The organism is Flavobacterium sp. ARAG 55.4 (assembly GCF_051846875.1).
Classification (GTDB): Bacteria; Bacteroidota; Bacteroidia; order Flavobacteriales; family Flavobacteriaceae; genus Flavobacterium; species Flavobacterium plantiphilum.
The window spans coordinates 1-21,076 of the sequence record NZ_JBPYCT010000012.1; the positions used below are offsets into that span (position 1 = coordinate 1).

Genomic DNA, 21,076 nt, shown 5'->3' on the forward strand with positions numbered 1-21,076 from the left:
ACTCTTTACTATATATTAATGATGAACATTTTTCTTGTAAGCACCATCCCCTAGCCCTGATAGCAGCGGAAACCCTTGTTTTCTGGCGTTCAGAAAACAAGATTGTAGCGAATAGCAGGAGAATGCTACATAAAAAAAACTCGCACTATATTATAGTACGAGCTTTATAGATTAAACTGTCTTTCGAATTATTTAGTAGAAAATTTAAAAGCGGTTTTTGTTTTATAGGTTTCTCCCGGGTTTAAAACCGTTGTCGGGAAATCTTTTTGGTTTGGAGAATCCGGATAATGCTGTGTTTCTAAACAAAGCCCTGTTCTGTGCGCATAGGTTTTCCCATCTCTTGTAGGCAATGTACCATCCAAGAAGTTTCCTGTATACAACTGGATTCCCGGTTCATCAGTATACACCTCCATAACTCTTCCGCTGGTTGGCTCATAAACTGAAGCCGCAAAACGAAATCCTTTGTCCTGATTGTTCAAAACCCAGCAGTGATCGTACCCTTTACCTCTTTTCAACTGTTCATTAGCTACTTCAATTTCTTTACCAATTGCTTTTGGTTTTCTGAAATCAAATGGTGTATTAGCCACATCTTCTAATTTCCCAGTTGGAATCAATGTTTCATCAACTGGAACTAATTTATCAGCGTCAATTGTTACTACGTTATCCAAAATTGTTTTTGTAAAATCACCTGAAAGATTAAAATAAGAGTGCTGCGTTAAATTCACAACGGTTTTCTTATCTGTAGTCGCTTCATACAACACCTCTAAGCTATTATCAGCAGTTAATGTATAGGTAACAAAAACAGTTAAATTTCCTGGAAATCCTTCCTCCATATCCTTGCTGACATATTTTAATTTCAAAGTAGCATTTTCACCGCCTTTAGCTTCTTCGGCAGTCCAAACTGCTTTATGAAAACCCATTGGACCACCATGCAAACTATTTGGTCCATCATTAGCAGTCAATTTATACTCTACTCCATCCAAAGAGAATTTAGCTTTTCCAATACGATTTCCGTATCTTCCGATTAGGGCACCAAAAAACGGATTATCCTTAGTATACTGTTCAAAATTATCAAATCCAAGCACCACATCTTCAGAAACACCGGCTTTATTAGGCACTTTTAAAGAAGTAATAATTCCGCCATAAGTCATAATATCCACTTCCATTCCTTTTTGATTTTTCAGTTTGTAGCTGTCAATCTTCTCCCCTTTGGCGGTAGTCCCGTACTCTGATTTCTCAATAGTAACACTGTCCTTTTGAACAACATTTTGTTCCTGATTTTCTTTCTTATCCCCTTTGCACTGAACAGAAAGTCCTGCTGTAGCAATAACAGCCAATCCAAGAACACAACTTTTTAATAATTTCATATTTTTTTATTTTATTGGTTAATAGAAAAATCATAAAGCCAAAAGCTAACTTAACTTCTGACTTTATGACTTGGTAAATTATTATTTAAAAAAGATTATAATCCCGTTTGAAACAAATGGTAATATGCTTCATTTGCATTTAATGTATCTTTAAAATTACGGATTTTAGTATCGTTATCAATAACAACTAATTCGATTCCGGCAATATCAGCAAAATCTTCCATGAACTCAGTAGTTACTGCTTGACTGTAAACAGTATGGTGCGCTCCACCAGCTAAAATCCAAGCTGTAGCAGCAATGTCTAAATTAGGTTTACAATCCCAAAGTACACGTGCAACCGGTAATTTTGGTAAATCAGCCATTGGTTTTACAGCAGTTACTTCGTTTACGATTAAACGGAAACGAGTTCCCATGTCTACTAAAGATACGTTGATAGCATCTCCGGCAGGTGAATTAAATACCAAACGAACAGGATCTTCTTTTCCACCAATTCCTAATGGGTGAATTTCGCAAGAAGGTTTTCCGTCAGTAATAGAAGGACAGATTTCCAACATATGAGAACCTAATACATATGATTTTTCAGGTGTAAAGTGGTATGTATAATCTTCCATAAAAGAAGTTCCTCCTTCAAGACCGATGTTCATTACTTTCATAACACGAACCATAGCAGCTGTTTTCCAGTCACCTTCTCCACCAAAACCGTAACCATCAGCCATTAAACGTTGTGTAGCAATACCCGGTAATTGTTTTAATTCTCCTAAGTTTTCAAAAGTATCCGTGAAAGCACCAAAACCACCTTCTTCTAAGAAAGCTCTTAAACCTAATTCGATTTTAGCAGCATCTAATAAGGATTGTCTTTGCTCTCCTCCTTTTTGTAATTTTGGAGCTAAATTGTATGATTCTTCATAAACTGCTACTAAAGCATCAACCTGCGCATCAGTAACCAATTTCATTTTATTAACAATATCAGAAGAGTCATATCCGTTTACAGACATTCCAAAACGAATTTGAGCCTCTACTTTATCTCCACAAGTTACAGCAACTTCACGCATGTTATCTCCAAAACGCGCTACTTTTAAGTTTTGCATTTCATCCCAACCTAAAGCTACTCTGGACCAGTTTCCTAATTTTTGCTGAACACGCACATCTTCCCAGTGACCTACAACCACTTTACGTTTTTTACGCATTCTTGACATGATGTAACCAAACTCTCTGTCTCCATGAGCTGATTGATTCAAGTTCATGAAATCCATATCGATTGAAGCCCATGGAATTTCAGCATTGTATTGTGTATGTAAGTGACATAATGGTTTTTTAAGAATACTTAAACCATTAATCCACATTTTAGCTGGCGAGAAAGTATGCATCCAAGCGATAATACCAATACAGTTTTTGTTTGTATTTGCTTCCAAACAAATATCTATGATTTCGCTAGGTGATTTTGCCACCGACTTGTAAACTACTTTTACAGGAACATGAGAAGAAGCATCAATTCCTTTTGCAATTTCCTGAGAATGCACAGCAACTTGTCTTAAAGTTTCTTCTCCATATAGGTTTTGGCTTCCAACTACAAACCAAACTTCTTTTTTTGAAATATCTATCATTTTTATTTATTTTATTATTTATTGCTATTTATTGTCCGTAATACGAATCTTTACCGTGTTTACGTTCGTAATGTTTTTTAATCAAAGAATCCTTCAATCTTGGAGCAGCCGGATTAATTTGCAACGTTAAGTATGCCATTTCAGCACAAACCTCTAATACTTTAGAGTTATAAACCGCTTTAGCTGCATTTTTTCCCCAGGCAAACGGACCATGATTTCCTAACAAAACCATTTCTACTTCTTCGTATGAAAGATTTTTCTCTTTGAAACAATCCAAGATTTGGATTCCAGTATTGTGCTCGTAGTTTCCTTCGATTAAGTTATCAGCCATTGGAGCAGCACAAGGAATATCAGCAGTTAAGTGATCTGCATGAGTAGTTCCAAAAATAGGTATATCTCTTTGTGCCTGAGACCATGCTACAGAGTAAGTGGCGTGTGTATGCGCAATTCCTCCAATATTTGGCCAATGCTTGTACAAATAAGCATGTGTTTTTGTATCAGAAGAAGGACGTTTGTCTCCTTCAATAATGTTATTATCAAAGTCAACAATTACGATATCTTCTGCTTTTAATTCTTCGTAAGGCACTCCGCTTGGTTTAATAGCGAAAACTCCATTCTCTCTATCAACAGCACTTACATTTCCAAATGTATATACCACTAAATTCAATTCGTTTAGTTGCATATTAGCTTCGTAACATTCTTGTTTTAACGCTTGGTATTTTGACATACTACTTAATTATTTTGTTATAGATTCTACAAATTGAGCCAATTCAGAATAAGAATCCATCAATTCATGGTATTTTTCAATTTTATCAGCTTGAGGGAAATATTCGCTTTCAAAATCACTTCCCATTTTCTTAGCCGCTTCAATTACGTTTGGATAAATTCCGGCAGCAACAGCAGCATAAATCGCAGCTCCTAAAGCCGGTGCCTGGTCAGAAGCGCAAACTTTAATTGGTTTATTCAATACATTTGCTAAAGTCTGCATGATAAAAGGTGATTTTCTGGCCACACCACCAATTCCAATCACACTATCAATACGAACCCCTTCTTCCTCAAAACGGTCTACAATTTTCTTAGAACCAAAACAAATTGAGTTGATTAAAGCTTTGAAAATATGTGGTGCTTTTGTTCCTAACGATAAATTAGTCATCGCACTTTTTAACCCTTGATTTGCATCCGGAGTTCTACGACCGTTAACCCAGTCCAAAGCCGTTGGAATACTTTCAGACAATGGAATAGCTTCGGCTTGTTCGGTTAAAGTTTTAATGAAATTAGATTCAACCTCCTCTTTTAATTGGGCTTTTTGCTCATCAGATAAAATAGCTGAATTGTACACCAAATTATCTAATGGCCAAGACAAAGTATCTTTGAACCAGGCCAAAACATCTCCAAAAGCAGATTGTCCCGCTTCAAGACCAATGTATCCCGGAATTACAGAACCATCCACTTGTCCACAAATACCTTTAACCGTTTTGCTTCCTACGTTTTCTTTAGCAGAAACAATAATATCACAAGTTGAAGTTCCCATTACACGAACCAAAGCATACTCGTCAATTTTAGCACCAACAGCTCCTGAATGTGCATCAAAAGTTCCAACAGCAATAATAGTATCAGTAGTCAACCCTAATCTTGTTGCCCATTCCTGATTTAAAGTTCCGGCAACCACATCTGATGTATAGGTTTCATCATATAATTTTCCTCTTAGCTGTGCTAAGTAAGGGTGCAATTTTTCTAAAAATTCTACTGGAGGCAAACCATTCCAGTCTTCGTGCCACATGGCTTTATGTCCTGCTGCACAACGGCTTCTTTTGAATGTTTTTAAATCTTTATCGTCAATTAACAAATAAGTCATTAAATCACAGTGCTCTAACCAGGTGTAAGCTGCATTTCTAACCGCTTCGTCCTCACGGGCAATATGTAAAATTTTTGCCCAAAACCACTCCGAAGAATAAATTCCTCCTTCGTATTTGGTGAAATCTTCACCTCCCCAAGTAGCGGCAAGTTCATTGATTTCATTCGCTTCATTAATAGCAGTGTGATCTTTCCACAAAACCATCATTGCATTTGGGTTTTCTGCAAATTCAGCTGTCAATGCTAATGGAGTTCCATCTGCTGTAACAGGTACAGGTGAAGATCCTGTAGTATCAATACAGATACTTTTTATCAAAGAAGGATCAACCTTACTTGCTGTTACAATATTTTTAATTGTGGATTCCAATCCTTCGATATGATCCAAAGGATGTTGACGGAATTGATTGATGGATGGATTACAATATTGTTTGTTTTTCCATCTCTTGTAATGACAAACATCTGAGGCCAATTCCTGCCCGTTTTCGGTATCAATTAATACGGCACGAACTGAATCTGATCCGTAATCCAAACCTATTACATAATTTTTCATCTTCATTTTTTAAAATATGGCTACAAAGATAGCACAAAATTACATGAAGTGTAACACTCACACTTCATATAATTTTATTAATTTTTGATTTATTTAGTTATATAAAAACTTTTTTTATGGGATTTTATTTTATCTTTAATTTCAATATTACAAAAGAATAGGCCGGTAAATTTACAGACGCTTTTTTTCCGTTTAATTTATACTCTTTTTCAACAGGAAGAATTTTGGTTGGCTCAGCCAGAGTATTATAATCATCAAGTTTATCATGAGTCAATACAATCAATTTTCCTTTAGACTCCACTCCTTTTCCTGACAAATTAATCGTAAGATCCTGAACTTTTCCAGAGGTATTAACGAGTTTTAAAATCAATTCATTAGTAGTAACATCTTTTGCAGCAGTTGCATACAGTTCATTTTGCCCTGTCAATGGTTTTCCATCTTTTGTAATTTCTAAAACATCTGTTCCTTTATTATTGGAATACATTTTTTGAACATAATAATTAGCTGTTCCATACGAATTCAAATTATCAAACCAAATCATATCCGGAGCCCATTGAAAAGCATCTACGTGAGCCATCAAAGGTGCATAAGAAGTTAAATGAACGATATCAGCATTACGCTCTAAACCGGTCATAAAGGCCGATTCAGAAAGTGCTGACAACCAATTATTCTCTTTTAAACCGTCTTCTACCCCTTTTGGGTGCGCTGCATATTCTCCGGCAAAAATCTTTGGTCCTTTTCTGTCGTAATTGTCATAACGTGCTGCATTTTCTTTAAACCACTCCGGATTTTTATAATAATGCTCATCAACAATTTCTGCATTCAATTTCTTCAATTCATCCCATCCGTAATCAAACATTGCTCCATCAGGCGAAGGTCCTGAACCTGAAACAATCGTTATGTTTGGGTATTTTTCTTTTATTGCTTTTGCAAAAACTTTATATCTTTCAATATATTGTGGTCCCCATTGCTCGTTTCCAACACCAATAAACTTAAGATTAAATGGTTTTGGATGTCCCATATCTGATCTTAATTTTCCCCATTTAGTAGTTACAGCACCATTAGCAAATTCAATCAAATCCAAAGCATCCTGAACATAAGGTTCTAATTCTTCCATTGGAACCAATTCTCCTGTATTGTACTGACAAGCAATTCCACAGCTTAAAATAGGCAACGGCTCTGCTCCTACATCTTCAGATAATTGAAAATATTCGAAAAAGCCTAAACCAAAAGACTGGAAATAATCAGGAGCTTGTTTATTCTTGAACTCCACATTCCATCTGTTAATCATGGTTTCTCTGTTTTCAACAGCACCAACGGTTTTTTTCCATTGGTATCTGTTGTCCAAGGTTCTTCCCTCGACGATACATCCGCCCGGAAAACGGATAAATCCCGGTTTTAAATCATATAATAACTGAACAATGTCTTTACGCAAACCATTTTTTCTGTTATTCCAGGTGTCCTGAGGAAATAAGGAAATCATATCCAAATCGATTGTTCCGGTTCCTTCAAATGTAATCTTCAACTGCGCTTTAGCTTCTGTTCCGGTAGCAATAATTTGGGCTGAATAATCTTTCCAACTTGTTGATGAAGGAACGATTGAAGTTTCTCCTAAAACATTTTTATTAGCGTCTATAAATTGGATAATTATTTTTTTGATAGCATTATTATGATTTGCCGCTTTTAAGGAAAGATTGTATTTCGCCTCTTTCTGAATTCCCATTCCTCTGAAGCCTTCATTAATAATTTGGTAGCCTTTATCATTGTTGATGATAATTCTGCAAAAATCAGGATTATTAGGATTTTCCGAAGTACGCATCGGAGTAGCAATACCCGATTCTTTATTAAAAGAATGCGTATTACTATTGGGTTGCAGCCATCCCATAAGAGGTGAATCAAAACCAAAAGTTCTGTTTTTAACCATTTCGGCATACAAACCTCCATCAGCAGCAAAATTGATATCTTCGAAAAAAACACCATACATTGTTGGTTGAATTTTGGTGATTGATTTAGTCAAATCAACTTCTAAATTTGTTCTTTGAGCAGTTACTAAAAAACTGCTCAGTAATAAACCACAAACAGTACTTTTTGTAATTAATTTGAATTTCATTTTTTAATTTTTCTTTTTATTCGTCGATAATTAAGATAGAAAACTTTACTTGATACTTTTAATTAAATTCGAATACGGGTTTACCGTTCTCATCAAATTTCAATTTCATCATTCTCGCATGACGATTAGGATCATAGAGCGGGTCTGCAATAATTTCTTTCAAGGGTCTTTTGTCTGTCGCTGGCACTACTTTTGGATTACCAACCGCTTTTTCGTAATCCCTTGCATGATATATTACTAAAGGTTCACCATTTTCATCAACTGTAAAAGAATTATGTCCAGGACCATAGATTTTTTTTGCTTCATTGGTTTTTAATACCGGATATCTGGATTTTTTCCATGAATTTCTATCGAGTAAATCTAAATTTTCATCTGCCTCCATCATCCCCATAGCGTAACAGGCACCTGTAGCGCTTGCCGAATAAGTAATGTAAATTTTCCCTTTGTTTTTAATAACTGCCGGACCTTCATTCACCCAAAATCCAATACGCTCCCAATCATAATCTGGAGTCGTCAGCATAAACTGAACTGTTTTTAGTTTTACAGGTGATTCCATTTCGGCTAAATACAAATTAGAAGCCGCAAACTGTCCTCCCGTTTTTTCTGCCCAACAGAAATAACGTTTATTGTTATGCTCAAAAACAGTACCGTCCAGAGAAAAATCGGTAAAGCTTTTTGGATCAGCATCAGCTGCCTGCATTTGTCCCAGCTCAATCCATTTGTCATGCAAAGGATCCTGACCGGTACATTCCAAAACATAGGGTCTTAATTTCCAAATATCTTCTTCCTCACTTGCTGCAAAATACACGTACCATTTATCATCCAAATAATGAATTTCCGGAGCCCAGACATGGCGACTCATTGGTCCGCTTTTATGTTTTTCCCAAACTCTAAAGGTTTCAGCATTTTGAAGTTCCTCAATAGATTTGGCACGTCTTAACTCTATGGCATCATAAGTGGGTATTGACCCTGTAAAATAGTAATAGCCATCCGTATGTTTGTAGATAAACGGATCTGCTCTTTGCAATACAATCGGTTTGTTAGATAAGCTTGTTTTTGAATGAGTAGCCTCTTCATTTGTTGGTTTATCATTTTGCACTTTTTTATCATTACAAGAAGTGACACTAGCCAAAACAAGGGCTGATAATGCCAGGTTGATTAATCTGTTTGTTTGCATCTTATACTTTGTTAGTTTGAATAAAATTTATTCGGGAAGAATTAAGCAGTCGCTCTTTTATAACTTTTTGGCTTTATTGAATCAGAAACAAGTATTACAAATAGGGCCAGAAATCAGCATCCCATTTCAATTCTTTAATGACCAAAACAGATTTCCCATTCTGTTTTGCATCATAGCCATGATAAACTAAATAATCTACTCCGTCAAAAGTGTAAGCACTATTATGGCCTACGCCAAAAAAATTCTCATCGCCCTTTGCCAAAATAGTTCCGCCACCCTGGCTCAATAAATTACCATCCCTATCAACATAAGGACCCGTAACAGAAGTAGCTCGTCCCACGGCAATTTTATAAGTACTGTCCTTGCCTTTGCAACACAAATCCCAAGAAGTAAACAAATAATAAAAGCCATTTTTCTTAAAAATAAAAGGTGCTTCTATTGCCGAACTTCCTCCTGATAAAGGAGTGTTTTTTCTTTTTGCAATAGCATACCATTCTTCGGGTTGAGCAATGGACAGCAAATCCGAATTCAATTTTACCATTTTGATTCCATCCCAAAAGGAACCAAAGGATAACCAAGGCGTATTATTTTCGTCAATTATTAAATTAGAATCAATGGCATTCCATTCGTCTCTGTTGGGATAAGATTGAACAACAATTCCGTGATCTACCCATTCATAATTAGGATCGTTGGCATTTAAAGTAACATTAGTTACAACCCCTATTGCAGAAGTGTTTTTTCCAAAAGCCGAAACCGAATAATACAAATAATAAGTGTTATTGTGAAAAGAAATGTCCGGTGCCCAAATATGATTTTTAAAATCAGCCGCAACAGAATCAGCCCAAACAGGTTTTTCTTTAAATATTGCTGGCTCTTTCTTCCAGTTTTTTAAATCTTTAGAACTAAAAACACTAATTCCGCGTCCCGTACAATATAAATAATAAGTATCTTTTTGTTTAATTATCACTGGGTCGTGAACACTAATATCCTGAGCCAATGATGAAAAACCAACCAAAACTACTAACGACAAAAATAGATGCTGTATTTTTTTATTTGATTTCATTTTGGTTTATTTTTGAATTCCTTCTGATGTCATCACTACACGTTTCATGGTTCCGTCTTCATTATAAAAAAGACGATCTACACAAACAGATCTTCTAAAACTTCCTCCTTCAGTAGGAATAGAACCATTGTGGTAAATAAAATACGACTTGCCTTTAAAATCTATGATCGCCTGATGATTAGTGTTCGAATTACCTGCCACTTCGTTCAAAATGCCTTTATATTCCCAAGGTCCATTGATTGATTTACTCATGGCGTACGCAATTTTTTCAGGAAACTGATAAGCATAAGACAAGTAATACCAGTCTTTACGCTTGTGAATCCATGGCGCTTCGGTAAAATTAGGTAAATCGATAGTTTGCATCGGCCCATCCATTTCGATCATATTTTCTTTTAATTTCACATAATTACAAACCGTATTTCCCCAAAAAAGATATGCCTGACCATCATCATCTACAATCACTGTTGGGTCAATATCATCCCAGCTAATTTTAGTTTTGGTGGTCATATCATTAGTGATTAATGCCTTTCCTAAAGCATCTTTGAAAGGTCCGGTTGGACTATCAGAAACTGCAATTCCTATAGATTTCCCATGGATGGATCCATGTGAAACTGTTACAAACCAATAGAATTTCCCATTTCTTTCGATCACCTGTCCTGCCCATGCATCTCCTTTTGCCCATGCAAAATCGGAGGTTTTTAATGGCACCGGATGTTCTTTCCAGTTAACCATATCAGAAGAAGAATAAACCAACCAATCGTTCATTCGATACGTATTGACTCCTTTTTCCGGAACATCATGACCGGTATAGAGATAAACCTTGTCTTTATAAACTAAAGCAGCAGGATCGGCAGTGTATTTATCGGTAATAATCGGGTTATTCATTTTCAGCTCTTGCTGATTATTTTGGATCGAAGCTGTATCTTTAACAGCAGCTGTTTTACAAGAAACAACTGCTGTTAAAATACTTACACTATATAATAATGAGGTAATTTTCATTTAAAAACATTATTTCCCTTCTAACATTACTACAGAAAATGCCGGAATGGTAATTTCTAGTTTTCCTTTAGTATTTTTCAAACCTTTAAATTCCTTTGGTGTTATTGCATTTGGTTTATCAAATGAGTTGTAATCCTGAAGTTTTTTAGAGGTCAAAATAGTTCCTGTTACGTTTTTTAAACCAAGTTCAGCCAAATCAATTTCGATTTTATTTTCTTTCTTTGAATCAACATTTACTAATGAAATATGTACTAAACCGCTTTTATCTTTTGAAGCCGAAGCAGAAATAGCTGGCAAACTTTTACCTTCAAAAGTGTACATTGGAGAAGTAAAGTTAACCGGCAACAACTCTGCATCCTGATGCACGCGGTACATTTTCATAACATGATAGGTTGGTGTCAAAATCATTTTAGCCTTATCGGTCAAAATCACTGCTTGTAACACATTGACACATTGCGCTAAATTTGCCATGCGCACTCTATCGGCATGATTGTTAAAAGTATTCAAGGTAGTACCTGCAATCATAGCATCACGCATGGTATTTTGTTGGTATAAAAATCCGGGATTAGTTCCTTTTTCCACTTCATACCAGCCACCCCATTCATCTACAGCCATAGTTACTTTTTTCGCAGGATCATATTTGTCCATAATAGCAGCATGTTTGGTAACCAATTCTTCCATTTTTAAAGCCGATTTCATCGTTTCAAAATATTGGTCTTCGCTAAAATCTACTGCATCTCCTTTTTTCTTCCAATTAATAACCGCATAATGGTGTACACCTAGCCCACCTAACATATTAGTTGGAATATTTTTCATCAAAACTTCCGTCCAATTGTAATCGGCACCATTCGATCCGGATGCAATACGAGTGATTCCTCCTGTATTTTCCCAATCTGACATAAAAGTGGCATATTTGCGATACTCTCCGGCATAATATTCAGCTGTCATATTTCCACCGCATCCCCAGGCTTCATTACCAACACCCCAGAATTTCACTTTCCAAGGTTCATTTCTTCCATTTTTTTTACGCAAATCACTCATCGGACTTTTCCCCGCAAAGTTCACATACTGAACCCAGTCGGCCAGTTCCTGAACTGTTCCGCTACCAATATTACCTGCCAAATAAGGTTCAGCTCCTAATACTTCGCATAAATTTAAAAAATCGTGAGTTCCAAAACTGTTATCTTCAGTTGTTCCTCCCCACCATTGATTTACAATTGTTGGTCTGTTTTCTTTTGGTCCAATACCGTCTTTCCAATGATAGGTATCCGCAAAACAACCACCCGGCCATCTTAAATTTGGAATTTTCAATTCTTTTAAGGCGGCAATAATATCGTTTCTGACTCCGGCTGTATTTGGAATTTTAGAAGTATCTCCCACAAAAAAGCCTCCGTAGATACATCTCCCCAAATGTTCTGCAAAGTGACCATAAATATTTTTATTAATAACAATTGGATTTTTAGCTTTTTCAATGCTAATAGTTGTGGTTTCTTTTTGTGAAAAAGTGAGTTGACTACAAAAAGTAAAAATCAACAATAAGAACAGATTTTTTTTCATTCTGATTACATTTTTTATTGGTTATAAGTGTACGTTTAACATTTGTAAATATAATTAAAATAAAAGCATTAAAGCAAGCTAAAAAACAAACAAACTATTATTTTAACAAAAAATATCTCTAAAGAGGACAAAGATTATTTATTTTATTAATTTATCTTTTTACCCCAAACCGGTCTTCCTTCCGTTGTTAATCCGGAATAACTCAGCGTTACTTTTCGGGTTGAAGCTTCCCAATCCCAAGCATCACTAACTTTGCACTTTATACCATTTACGGTTAAAGTTTTATTCACACTATCATAAGACCAGGTTCCGGTGATAGCTCCACTCACTTTTTTATCAGGAGTCAAGGTAATCGTTACTGATTTTTGAATAGTCTTGTATTGATAATTCATCGTGATTTGCTCCCATGTTCCTATAAAGGAAGCTTCTGTTATTGTCGTTTTTGGTACTCCGGCATAGCGTTCGGCAGCTACTACTGGCCAGCCGTCTTCTGTCCATTGGATGGCTCGCACATGTCCCATCATAACCGCATTAGAAGCATTAATTCCGGGAACATTTTCAGGTAAACGCGCCTGAGAAGCATAAAACCATTCCTTGGTATCCGGATTTTGAAATACCGAACAATGTGAAAAACCTACCCAGCCGGTATGATTATTAAACCCATAAGGATGTGTCAGCATTGGCCAGCAGTCGGCACCATTAGTAATATTAGCACCATTTATTCCTAAAAAAGGACCGGTTATACTTCTGGATCGGGCAACTCTGGTATTATATGCTACCGAAAGTTCATCATAAGCCAAAAACAAATAATAATATTGCGTATCGGGATTGTAAATGATTTCAGGTCCTTCTGAAGCTTGCCAACGGCTGGTAGGATGACGGGAAGCAATTCGGGTTCCATAATCGCTCAGCGTTTTTAACTGATCCGGTTTTCCTGTAGCTGGATTCAGTTTTAAAGCTACAATTCCCGAATGCCAGGAACCATAAATTAAATAATGTTCTCCTTCGGGAGTAATGATAAAAGTGGGGTCAATAGCATTAAATTTAAAATAAGCATTTTCCCAGTTTCTTGTTCCTGTGTAAGAATAAGGTTTTAACCCATCCGGCTCAGAGCATACTACCATTCCTTTGTCTACCCAAACATTTGATGCCAAATCATCTGATTCTGCCAGTCCAATAAAAGCTCTTTCAGACCAAGAAGTGTCAAAACTAGTTCCTGTTATCGGTTCATCTACTACAATACTGTAGTACATCCGGTATTTACTGCCTACTTTTTTTACAAAAGGAGCCCAATATCCATAGCGGGGATTAGTTATTGGAGGCAAAGCAGGAATCATTCTGGCTCTTTTGTTATTCAAAGAATCTTTTACCCAGGCAGGAGCCTGTGCCATAGCAGTTCCCATAAATTCCCAGGTAATTAAATCTTTAGAACGTCTGTAGGGAAAATGCCCGTGTCCGTCATGAGCATTCCCATAAGAAGCATCGGTCTGGTACATATAATAGTATTCTCCTGATTTTTCAACAGTAGGATCATGGACATTGGCTAAATTCCATTGCGATCTGGTACCCCAAGAAGCAATAGAAGAATAATTATCAGCATAGGTTGGCCCAGCAAATGCAGGCGTTACCATTGGAGGAACTACTACAACCGGAGGATCTGTTTCATCAGTTGCAGGATCGTCTTTTGAACAGCTTACTATACCAGATATCAATAAAAAAAGGATAAAATAAGTAGTGTTTTTAAAAAAAGGATTTAAATTTTTCATCTTTCATTCAGGTATAAAATTATGTGGTAAACCCTTTAAGATTTACCACATAATTATTTAGAATTTTAATTTTAAAAAAACTGATTCAACAAACTTTAATAACTGTCATTCTGAATAGTTCCGGGGTTATTATCTCTTTCTAATTGTGGTATTGGGAAAAATTCTCTTCCTGCTGCATACGAATTAAATTCCGGATCTCTGGATTTTAACCAGGCCAATTTTACCGGATCCTGCAACCAACCCCAGCGGCGAATATCATCAAAACGATGTCCTTCCAGTGGAAATTCTAAGAATCTTTCATGTCCAATTTGTTCTCTCATTTGCTCTTTTGTTAAGTTTGGCTTAACAATACTTAAATCAGGTAAATTAACGCGGTCTCTGACCATTTGAATATAAGTATAAGCATCTGCTGTATTGCCTGTTTCATTTAAGGTTTCAGCATACATTAATAAAATATCCGCATAACGTAACAAACGCTCATTAATTCCCGATCTCCAATCAAATTCATCAGGTCTTTGTCCATCCGAATTTTGGTATTTTCTACAAAACAAATCGTTTAAATCTCCTGTATTTGAAGCATAAGTAGTAGCAAAATCTTTTCCGTACAGTTGCATGCCTCCCGGTTTATTATAAAAAATCGTAGCATCTAAACGAGGATCTACAGTATTGGATTTTGTTTTTTCCAGCTGATAGTCATTATATAAAGCCCATGTAGGCTGAACATCAGTAAATCCAAAACCTCTTGGACCATAAGTAATAGCCCGGGCTGAAGTTTTCCCCCAGCCTGAAGCCGGAGCTCCACCCCAGCCTAAATCAACTCCTCCGGCTTCTCTGCTAAATTGCACTTCAAATAAAGATTCTGAGTTGTTTTCATTGGTTTCAGTAAAATTATCACGATAATTGGATACCAGTGAGTATACTCCTAAATCAATAACAGCTTTAAAAGTATCTCTTGCATTAGTAAAATCTTTGTTAAACAAATAAGCTTTTCCTAAATAACCTAATGCAGCTCCTTTAGTAGCACGCCCTTTTTCACCAGCATCCAAACCTGTAATATCAGTATAGTTTTTTGGCAATAATTCTGCCGCCATTTTAAAATCCGCAATCACCTGAGCCCAGCCTTCAGCTTCTGTTTTTTGTGGATAAATTGCTGCCAACTCTGTAGGTACCGGAACATTTTTATACATATTAACGGCATGAAACAAATACAATCCTCTTAAAAAATAAGCCTGACCTAAAATTCTGTTTTTTAATGCCGCATCTTCAAAATTGATAGCCGGTACATTGGTTAAAACCTGATTGGCTCTGAAAATTCCCTGATAATAGGTTTCATAAGCCCAGCCGTAAATTTCTGCATTACTCGGATTGGAATTAAACCTCCCCACATTAGCCATAGCTCCCCACGGACTGTTACTACGGGTATCATCCCCTTTTAAATCCAGTAATAATGGTGTACAACGCATGTAAGTTCCATCAGTAAGTAAACTTCCGTAAGCTGCATTTACTCCTAAAAGAGCATCATTATCTGTTTTCCAAAAAGAATCTACTGCTTTATTATTGGGATCTATCTGAATTAAATCATCATCGTTAACACAACTTGTTGTTATTATTACCAGCGAAAAAACACCAGCTAAATAATTATATATTTTATATTTCATCTTGATTTGTTTTAAATTGTTTCCTGATTAAAAATTCACTTCTATACCTAATGATACCGTCCTTGGATTAGGGAAAGAACCTCCGTCATATCCTCTTGAAAATAATCCATCGTTATTGAAATCAGGATCATAGCCTTTGTATTTGGAAATAATCCATAAGTTTTGTCCATTAGCATAAACTCTTGCATTTTGAATAAAACCAGTTTTACTAACCGGAATATTATAACTTATCTCGGCTGTTTGTAATTTAATGTAGTTACCACTTTCTATAAAGCGATTCGAATCTCTTCCGTTTGCGTTAGGATCCTGTGTCGTTGGTCGTGGCACATTAGTATCAGTATTATCAGGGCTCCAGTAATTTAACATATCTGTATGATGATTACCGTATTTCCCTGCCATCAGGTCACGATACAAACCATTAAAGACTTTATTACCTCCGCTTCCCTGCCAAAACATGCTGGTACTCCAGTTTTTATAAGAAGCACTAAGACTGATACCATAATTATATTTAGGAATTGTTACTCCCTGAAACACTCTGTCTCTATCAGTTATAACGCCATCAGCTGCATCAAAAACTCCATCATTATCAGTATCTACTGTTAACTGATCTTTAAATTTTACATCTCCTACGCTAACATTTGTTTGAGAAGGTGCTGCATCAATTTCTGCCTGAGATTGAAAAATACCATCTGTTTCATAGGCATAAATTTCGCCTATAGATCTTCCTACTTCTGTCATAGAGGCAAGACCAGGTATGGGATTTCCGTTTTCAGAAAAACCAATTTGTGTTACTTTGTTTTTTAAAGTACCAATATTAGCTGCAATACTGTACTTAAATTCATTTTTGTTATTATTATACATCAATGAGAATTCAACTCCAGTGTTCTCAACAGCACCGGCATTAGTGGTAACATCTGCAGGAAAAGCTCCTGAAGAATAAGGCAACGGAACTCTAATCAACAAATCATTTGATTTTTTAAAATAATACTCCGCTGTAAACTGCAAATCATTGTTAAACATTCCTAATTCGAGAGCCACATTCGTTGTTTTAGTTTCTTCCCAATGTACATTTGGATCTAAAGAATTTACAACTGTTGCACCCGGAGCCAATTCGTTATTGAAATTATAGCTGGCAAAACTGTTCATTGTAGTGGCAAAGAAATATTGTGGAATTGTATTGTTCCCAATAATTCCATATCCACCTCTTATCTTTGCATTGCTAATCCATTCCGGCAAATGAATAAAACTTTCATTGCTTAGTTTCCAGGCACCCGAAAAAGAGTAGAAATTAGCCGAATTGTATTTTTGACTGAATAAAGAAGTTTTATCCTGTCTAAAGTTGGCTGTAAGCAGGTAACGATCGTCATAACCATAATTCAGTCTGCTGATATACGATTTTCCGGTAATGGTATATTCGTATTCATTGGTATTGGTATTATCAGCAAATTGTAATTTTTTAATATCGGTAGCATCATATCCTACACCTGATGAAAAATGGTTGTAATGATTATTTCTTTCGTCGATAGATCCAACTAAAGCATCAATGTTGTGTTTTCCTAAACTTACATTATAAGTAAGAATATTATTTACAAAAGTTTTGATTTGATTTCCGGTAGCAATGGTAAGCGTTGCTCTTTCACTTGGAACTTTATAATACCATCCCAGTTCAAACTCAGGTGTATATTTTTTGTCAAACCAGTGCAATTTATCATAACTAATATCTAACTTGTACTTTAACCCTTTAAATATCTCCAGTTCTCCCCAGATATCTCCTATAAAATGATTTCTTTTTCCGCTATTTGAAATTAAATTATTATATCCAATAATATTCAGAGAAATTGCTTTTTGTGTATCGCTGTAAGTACCACCATATCCTCCTAACCAATTTTCATCGTAAACAGGCATCGTAGGAATAGCAGTTACCAAAGCCTGAATAGCAGATTCTCCTACCCAGCTATTGAAGGCCTCTTTGTCTGATTCTGTATAAGCTATTTTTGAACCGTATTTGAATTTTCCTTTTTTGCCATGCAAATTCAAATTCATAGAATATCTTTCATAATCTTGTGGTGTATCCAAATAGGAAGTATTCTTGAAATAATCAACATTTAAATTATATCCTAAAAATTCTGCTCCACCATTAAAAGTAAGGGAATGATTTTGAACGGTTCCGGTACCATAAGCTTCTTTTTGCCAATCGGTATTGACATTACTGATATAATAAGGACTTGTAGGATCATTTCCCGGAGCTATAGGCAAACCGTCATTTCTTTCGGCAGCTGAAGTAATATTTTGGTATCCTGCTCTATCGGTTACTGACCATTGTTTGGCTACATTCTGTACTCCATAAAGTGATTTGTATTTAATTTCCATTGCGCCTATTTTGCCTTTTTTGGTAGTAATAATTACTACTCCATTAGCACCTCGGACTCCATAAATTGCAGCGGAAGAAGCGTCTTTTAAAACCTGCATTGATTCAATATCACCTGGTGCAAAATCAAATGGAGCATCTACAATTACACCATCAATAACAAATAAAGGGTTATTATTACTAAAAGAATTGATTCCTCTGATTTTGATATTTACAAACCCTCCCGGTTCACCTGAAGATTGTACGGTAACACCCGGCGCCTGACCTTGTAACATCTTAGCAACATCATAAGTCACTGTTTTTTTAGCACTTTCTACATTTACAACAGAAACAGATCCGGTTAAGTCTGATTTCCTTTGTGTTCCGTAGCCTACAACGACAACCTCATCCAGTTTAGCGTAATCCTCTAAAAGCGTAACAGTTATATTGGTTTGATTACCAATTTTAATTTCCTGGTTTATATACCCAATATAAGAAATTACAAGTGCAGCATTTGATCCGGATACCTCTATGGAAAATTTACCGTCAAAATCAGTCTGAACACCATTTGTGGTTCCTTTTTCAACAACATTTACTGCCGGAATAGCTGAACCATTTTCACCTTTTACAATTCCTGAAATCTTAATTTGCTGCTGTGTTTTTTGTACTGCTTTTGTTATTATAATTTTATTTTTTCCTGTAAGCTCAAAATTAAAACCTTCATTTATCAGATTTTCACTCAGCAGCTTATTAGCACTAATTGTCCCTTTTTTAAGTTTTACTTTAGGAACATTTTTAAACATATCTTCCTGATAAATAAATATAAAATCAGTTTGTTCCCTTAAAAGGTCAAACACTTCATCAATAGTTACAATCTTGTCTTTATCTACTGTAATTTTTACATTTTGTGTAAAAACAGTATTAGGAGAAAAACTAAAAACGGTCGTACAAAAAAGCAATATAAAAGTTTTCATACAGGTTAGCAAAAATTTTCTCTTGGATAAGAAAAAATGGTTAATAAATTCAATTTTCATATATTTGGTGTTTATTGGTTAAGTAATTAATTAATAAGCTTCATAGGGGAAAAAGTAGCGTACTGTCCAGGTATTACTTTCTTCCCCTTTTTTTTATTTTATTGTAATTTTTCGGTCTTTTATCTCATAGTCATTTATAAAATTAGTTTTCTTAATTATTGATAATATTTCTCTTATTTCATCATTTTTGCTTAGTACTCCATTAAATTTTTCTTTTTCAAGTTTTACATTTTTAAATACCACATCAACATCATACCAACGGGACATTACCGTCATAATTTCTTTTAAAGTTTTTCCTTTAAAACTAAAAATTCCTTTAGTCCATAACACTTCATTATAAGCGTCAATAGTATTAATCATAATATCTGTATTAGTATGATTGATAATTGCCTGCTGGTTAGGGCTCAGGTATTTTTTAGAAGTAAGATTACTTATGGAGACCTTACCTTCAACTAAAGTGGTGTATATCTTATCTTCATCTTTATAGGCTTTTATATTAAACTCTGTACCTAAAACTTCTACTTCCTGATTTTTATTTAATACTTTAAATTTTGCTCCTTTATGTTCAGTGCTGGGTGATACATCAAAAAAAGCTTCTCCGTAAATTAGTTCTACTTCTCGAGGCGTACCTTCTGCAAAAGCAACCGGAAATTTTAACTTAGTTTCTGAATTCAACCAAACTTCTGTTCCATCAGCTAACTTTATTTGGAACTGACCTCCTCTGGGTATTGTCAAATAATTGTATACTAATCCTGATTTGGTTTTACTGTCATTATTATATACTAACTCTTCTCCATTACTAACTACATTATTTTTCTTGTATATTTTATTTTTCTCTAGGGTAACATCAGAACCGTCTTCCAGAGTTAATACGGCCTTATTTGTTCCTACAGAAATGGTATTGTTTACAACTACAGGAACTTCAACTGGTTTGTCAAAAAAATCAGTTGTATATAAATAAGTAGTAGTTAACATTCCCAAAACAACAGCGGCAGCAGCTGAGTAGGAGATTATTTTACGCACCTTATTACGCTTCTTTTCCTTCTTTTCTCCTGCAAAAGCGTCCAAAAGCATCATCCTTAATTTTTGCGAATCAAATTCCTTCATATTGTATTCAACTGCATAATTTATTTTAATATACTCCTTAAACAACTCTTTATTCTTTGCATCTTCAACCCATGACTCTAATGCTTCTAATTCAGAAGCAGTTGCCTGATTAGTTAAAAATTTTACAATTATATTTTCAGTTTTATCACTTATCATTTCAATACTGTTTTTTTTATTAATACGTGTCGTTTTTACACTACCCTAACTTTTTTTATATATTTTTTATACATTGCATAAAAATTAAGCTAATTATTTCTGTTTCACACAATGCAAGAGATATATTCTGACAATACTCAACTTATTCAGGCTTTAAAATCGGGAAATCCTAAAGCTTATACTTTTCTTGTAAATACCTATCATCATAAACTGTGCGTTTATGCTTATAGTTTTACTCATGACCCTAATTTATCTGAAGATATTGTGCAGAATGTTTTTATGCGTATCTGGAAAAAAAGAGAAAATTTAAAAGATGATTTTGCAATCAACAGCTTTCTTTACAAATCAGTTTATAATGAATTTATCGATCAATACCGAAGTCAAAAAACGGTTTATCCTTTAGAAAAAAAGTATATTGATGCTTTGAATGAAATTGTAGAAAATGAAGAAGATCATTCTTTGGAACGCGTAATCTCATTGGTAAAAAAAGAAATTCAAAATCTTCCGCCTAAATGCAGGGAAATTTTTCTTTTAAGTAAAGAAGAAGGGTTGACCAACATTGAAATTGCAGAATATAAAAATCTTTCTATTAAATCAGTGGAAGCCCATATTACAAAAGCTTTTTCTATTTTACGAAATTCTCTGGGAGAAAAAGCCAATATTTATTTATTTTTGATGTTTAGAAAATTAAGCTGAGTAACCGTTAAAACTAGAAGTCTCTTATCTT

Annotated in this window: 14 protein-coding genes; 1 reads left to right on the forward strand and 13 read right to left on the reverse strand. The window is 35.1% G+C overall.

Going from position 1 to position 21,076, the window contains the following annotated elements; all coding sequences use genetic code 11:
- Positions 1–188: 188 nt before the first annotated feature.
- From ACSV4D_RS13410 to ACSV4D_RS13470, 13 genes are all read right to left on the reverse strand, one after another.
- Positions 189–1,367, reverse strand: a complete 1,179-nt coding sequence (locus ACSV4D_RS13410) for an aldose epimerase family protein (RefSeq protein ID WP_408082460.1) — start codon at positions 1,365–1,367, stop codon at positions 189–191.
- A 95-nt stretch (positions 1,368–1,462) separates the two neighbouring features.
- Positions 1,463–2,971 (reverse strand): L-arabinose isomerase, encoded by a 1,509-nt coding sequence (gene araA, locus ACSV4D_RS13415; RefSeq protein WP_439228661.1) that lies wholly within the window; start codon positions 2,969–2,971, stop codon positions 1,463–1,465.
- 28 nt (positions 2,972–2,999) lie between these two features.
- The gene (locus ACSV4D_RS13420; RefSeq protein WP_408082462.1) at positions 3,000–3,698 is read right to left on the reverse strand and encodes an L-ribulose-5-phosphate 4-epimerase; all 699 of its coding nucleotides are present in this window, start codon (positions 3,696–3,698) and stop codon (positions 3,000–3,002) included.
- A 9-nt stretch (positions 3,699–3,707) separates the two neighbouring features.
- Positions 3,708–5,375, reverse strand: a complete 1,668-nt coding sequence (locus tag ACSV4D_RS13425) for a ribulokinase (protein WP_408082463.1) — start codon at positions 5,373–5,375, stop codon at positions 3,708–3,710.
- Between the two features lie 124 nt (positions 5,376–5,499).
- Positions 5,500–7,485 (reverse strand): alpha-L-arabinofuranosidase C-terminal domain-containing protein, encoded by a 1,986-nt coding sequence (locus tag ACSV4D_RS13430; RefSeq protein WP_439228662.1) that lies wholly within the window; start codon positions 7,483–7,485, stop codon positions 5,500–5,502.
- 58 nt (positions 7,486–7,543) lie between these two features.
- Positions 7,544–8,662, reverse strand: coding sequence for a glycoside hydrolase family 43 protein (locus ACSV4D_RS13435; protein WP_439228663.1), 1,119 nt, complete (start codon positions 8,660–8,662; stop codon positions 7,544–7,546).
- A gap of 94 nt (positions 8,663–8,756) precedes the next feature.
- Entirely contained in the window at positions 8,757–9,725 is a 969-nt protein-coding gene (locus ACSV4D_RS13440; protein WP_439228664.1) for an arabinan endo-1,5-alpha-L-arabinosidase, read from the reverse strand.
- Positions 9,726–9,731: 6 nt separating this feature from the next.
- Complete coding sequence (locus tag ACSV4D_RS13445; RefSeq protein ID WP_439228665.1) at positions 9,732–10,724, reverse strand: glycoside hydrolase family 43 protein; 993 nt, start codon at positions 10,722–10,724, stop codon at positions 9,732–9,734.
- 9 nt (positions 10,725–10,733) lie between these two features.
- Positions 10,734–12,281 (reverse strand): alpha-N-arabinofuranosidase, encoded by a 1,548-nt coding sequence (locus ACSV4D_RS13450; RefSeq protein WP_439228666.1) that lies wholly within the window; start codon positions 12,279–12,281, stop codon positions 10,734–10,736.
- A 146-nt stretch (positions 12,282–12,427) separates the two neighbouring features.
- Positions 12,428–14,047 (reverse strand): arabinan endo-1,5-alpha-L-arabinosidase, encoded by a 1,620-nt coding sequence (locus ACSV4D_RS13455; RefSeq protein WP_439228667.1) that lies wholly within the window; start codon positions 14,045–14,047, stop codon positions 12,428–12,430.
- A gap of 95 nt (positions 14,048–14,142) precedes the next feature.
- Positions 14,143–15,705, reverse strand: a complete 1,563-nt coding sequence (locus ACSV4D_RS13460; protein WP_439228668.1) for a RagB/SusD family nutrient uptake outer membrane protein — start codon at positions 15,703–15,705, stop codon at positions 14,143–14,145.
- Positions 15,706–15,732: 27 nt separating this feature from the next.
- Positions 15,733–19,026 carry a SusC/RagA family TonB-linked outer membrane protein gene (locus ACSV4D_RS13465; protein ID WP_439228669.1) on the reverse strand — a complete coding sequence of 1,098 codons (3,294 nt, stop codon included), beginning with the start codon at positions 19,024–19,026 and terminating at the stop codon, positions 15,733–15,735.
- A 153-nt stretch (positions 19,027–19,179) separates the two neighbouring features.
- Positions 19,180–20,349, reverse strand: a complete 1,170-nt coding sequence (locus tag ACSV4D_RS13470) for a FecR family protein (RefSeq protein ID WP_439228670.1) — start codon at positions 20,347–20,349, stop codon at positions 19,180–19,182.
- Positions 20,350–20,460: 111 nt separating this feature from the next.
- Between ACSV4D_RS13470 and ACSV4D_RS13475 the strand changes: the two genes are divergently transcribed.
- Positions 20,461–21,045, forward strand: a complete 585-nt coding sequence (locus ACSV4D_RS13475; protein WP_439228671.1) for an RNA polymerase sigma factor — start codon at positions 20,461–20,463, stop codon at positions 21,043–21,045.
- Positions 21,046–21,076 lie beyond the last annotated feature (31 nt).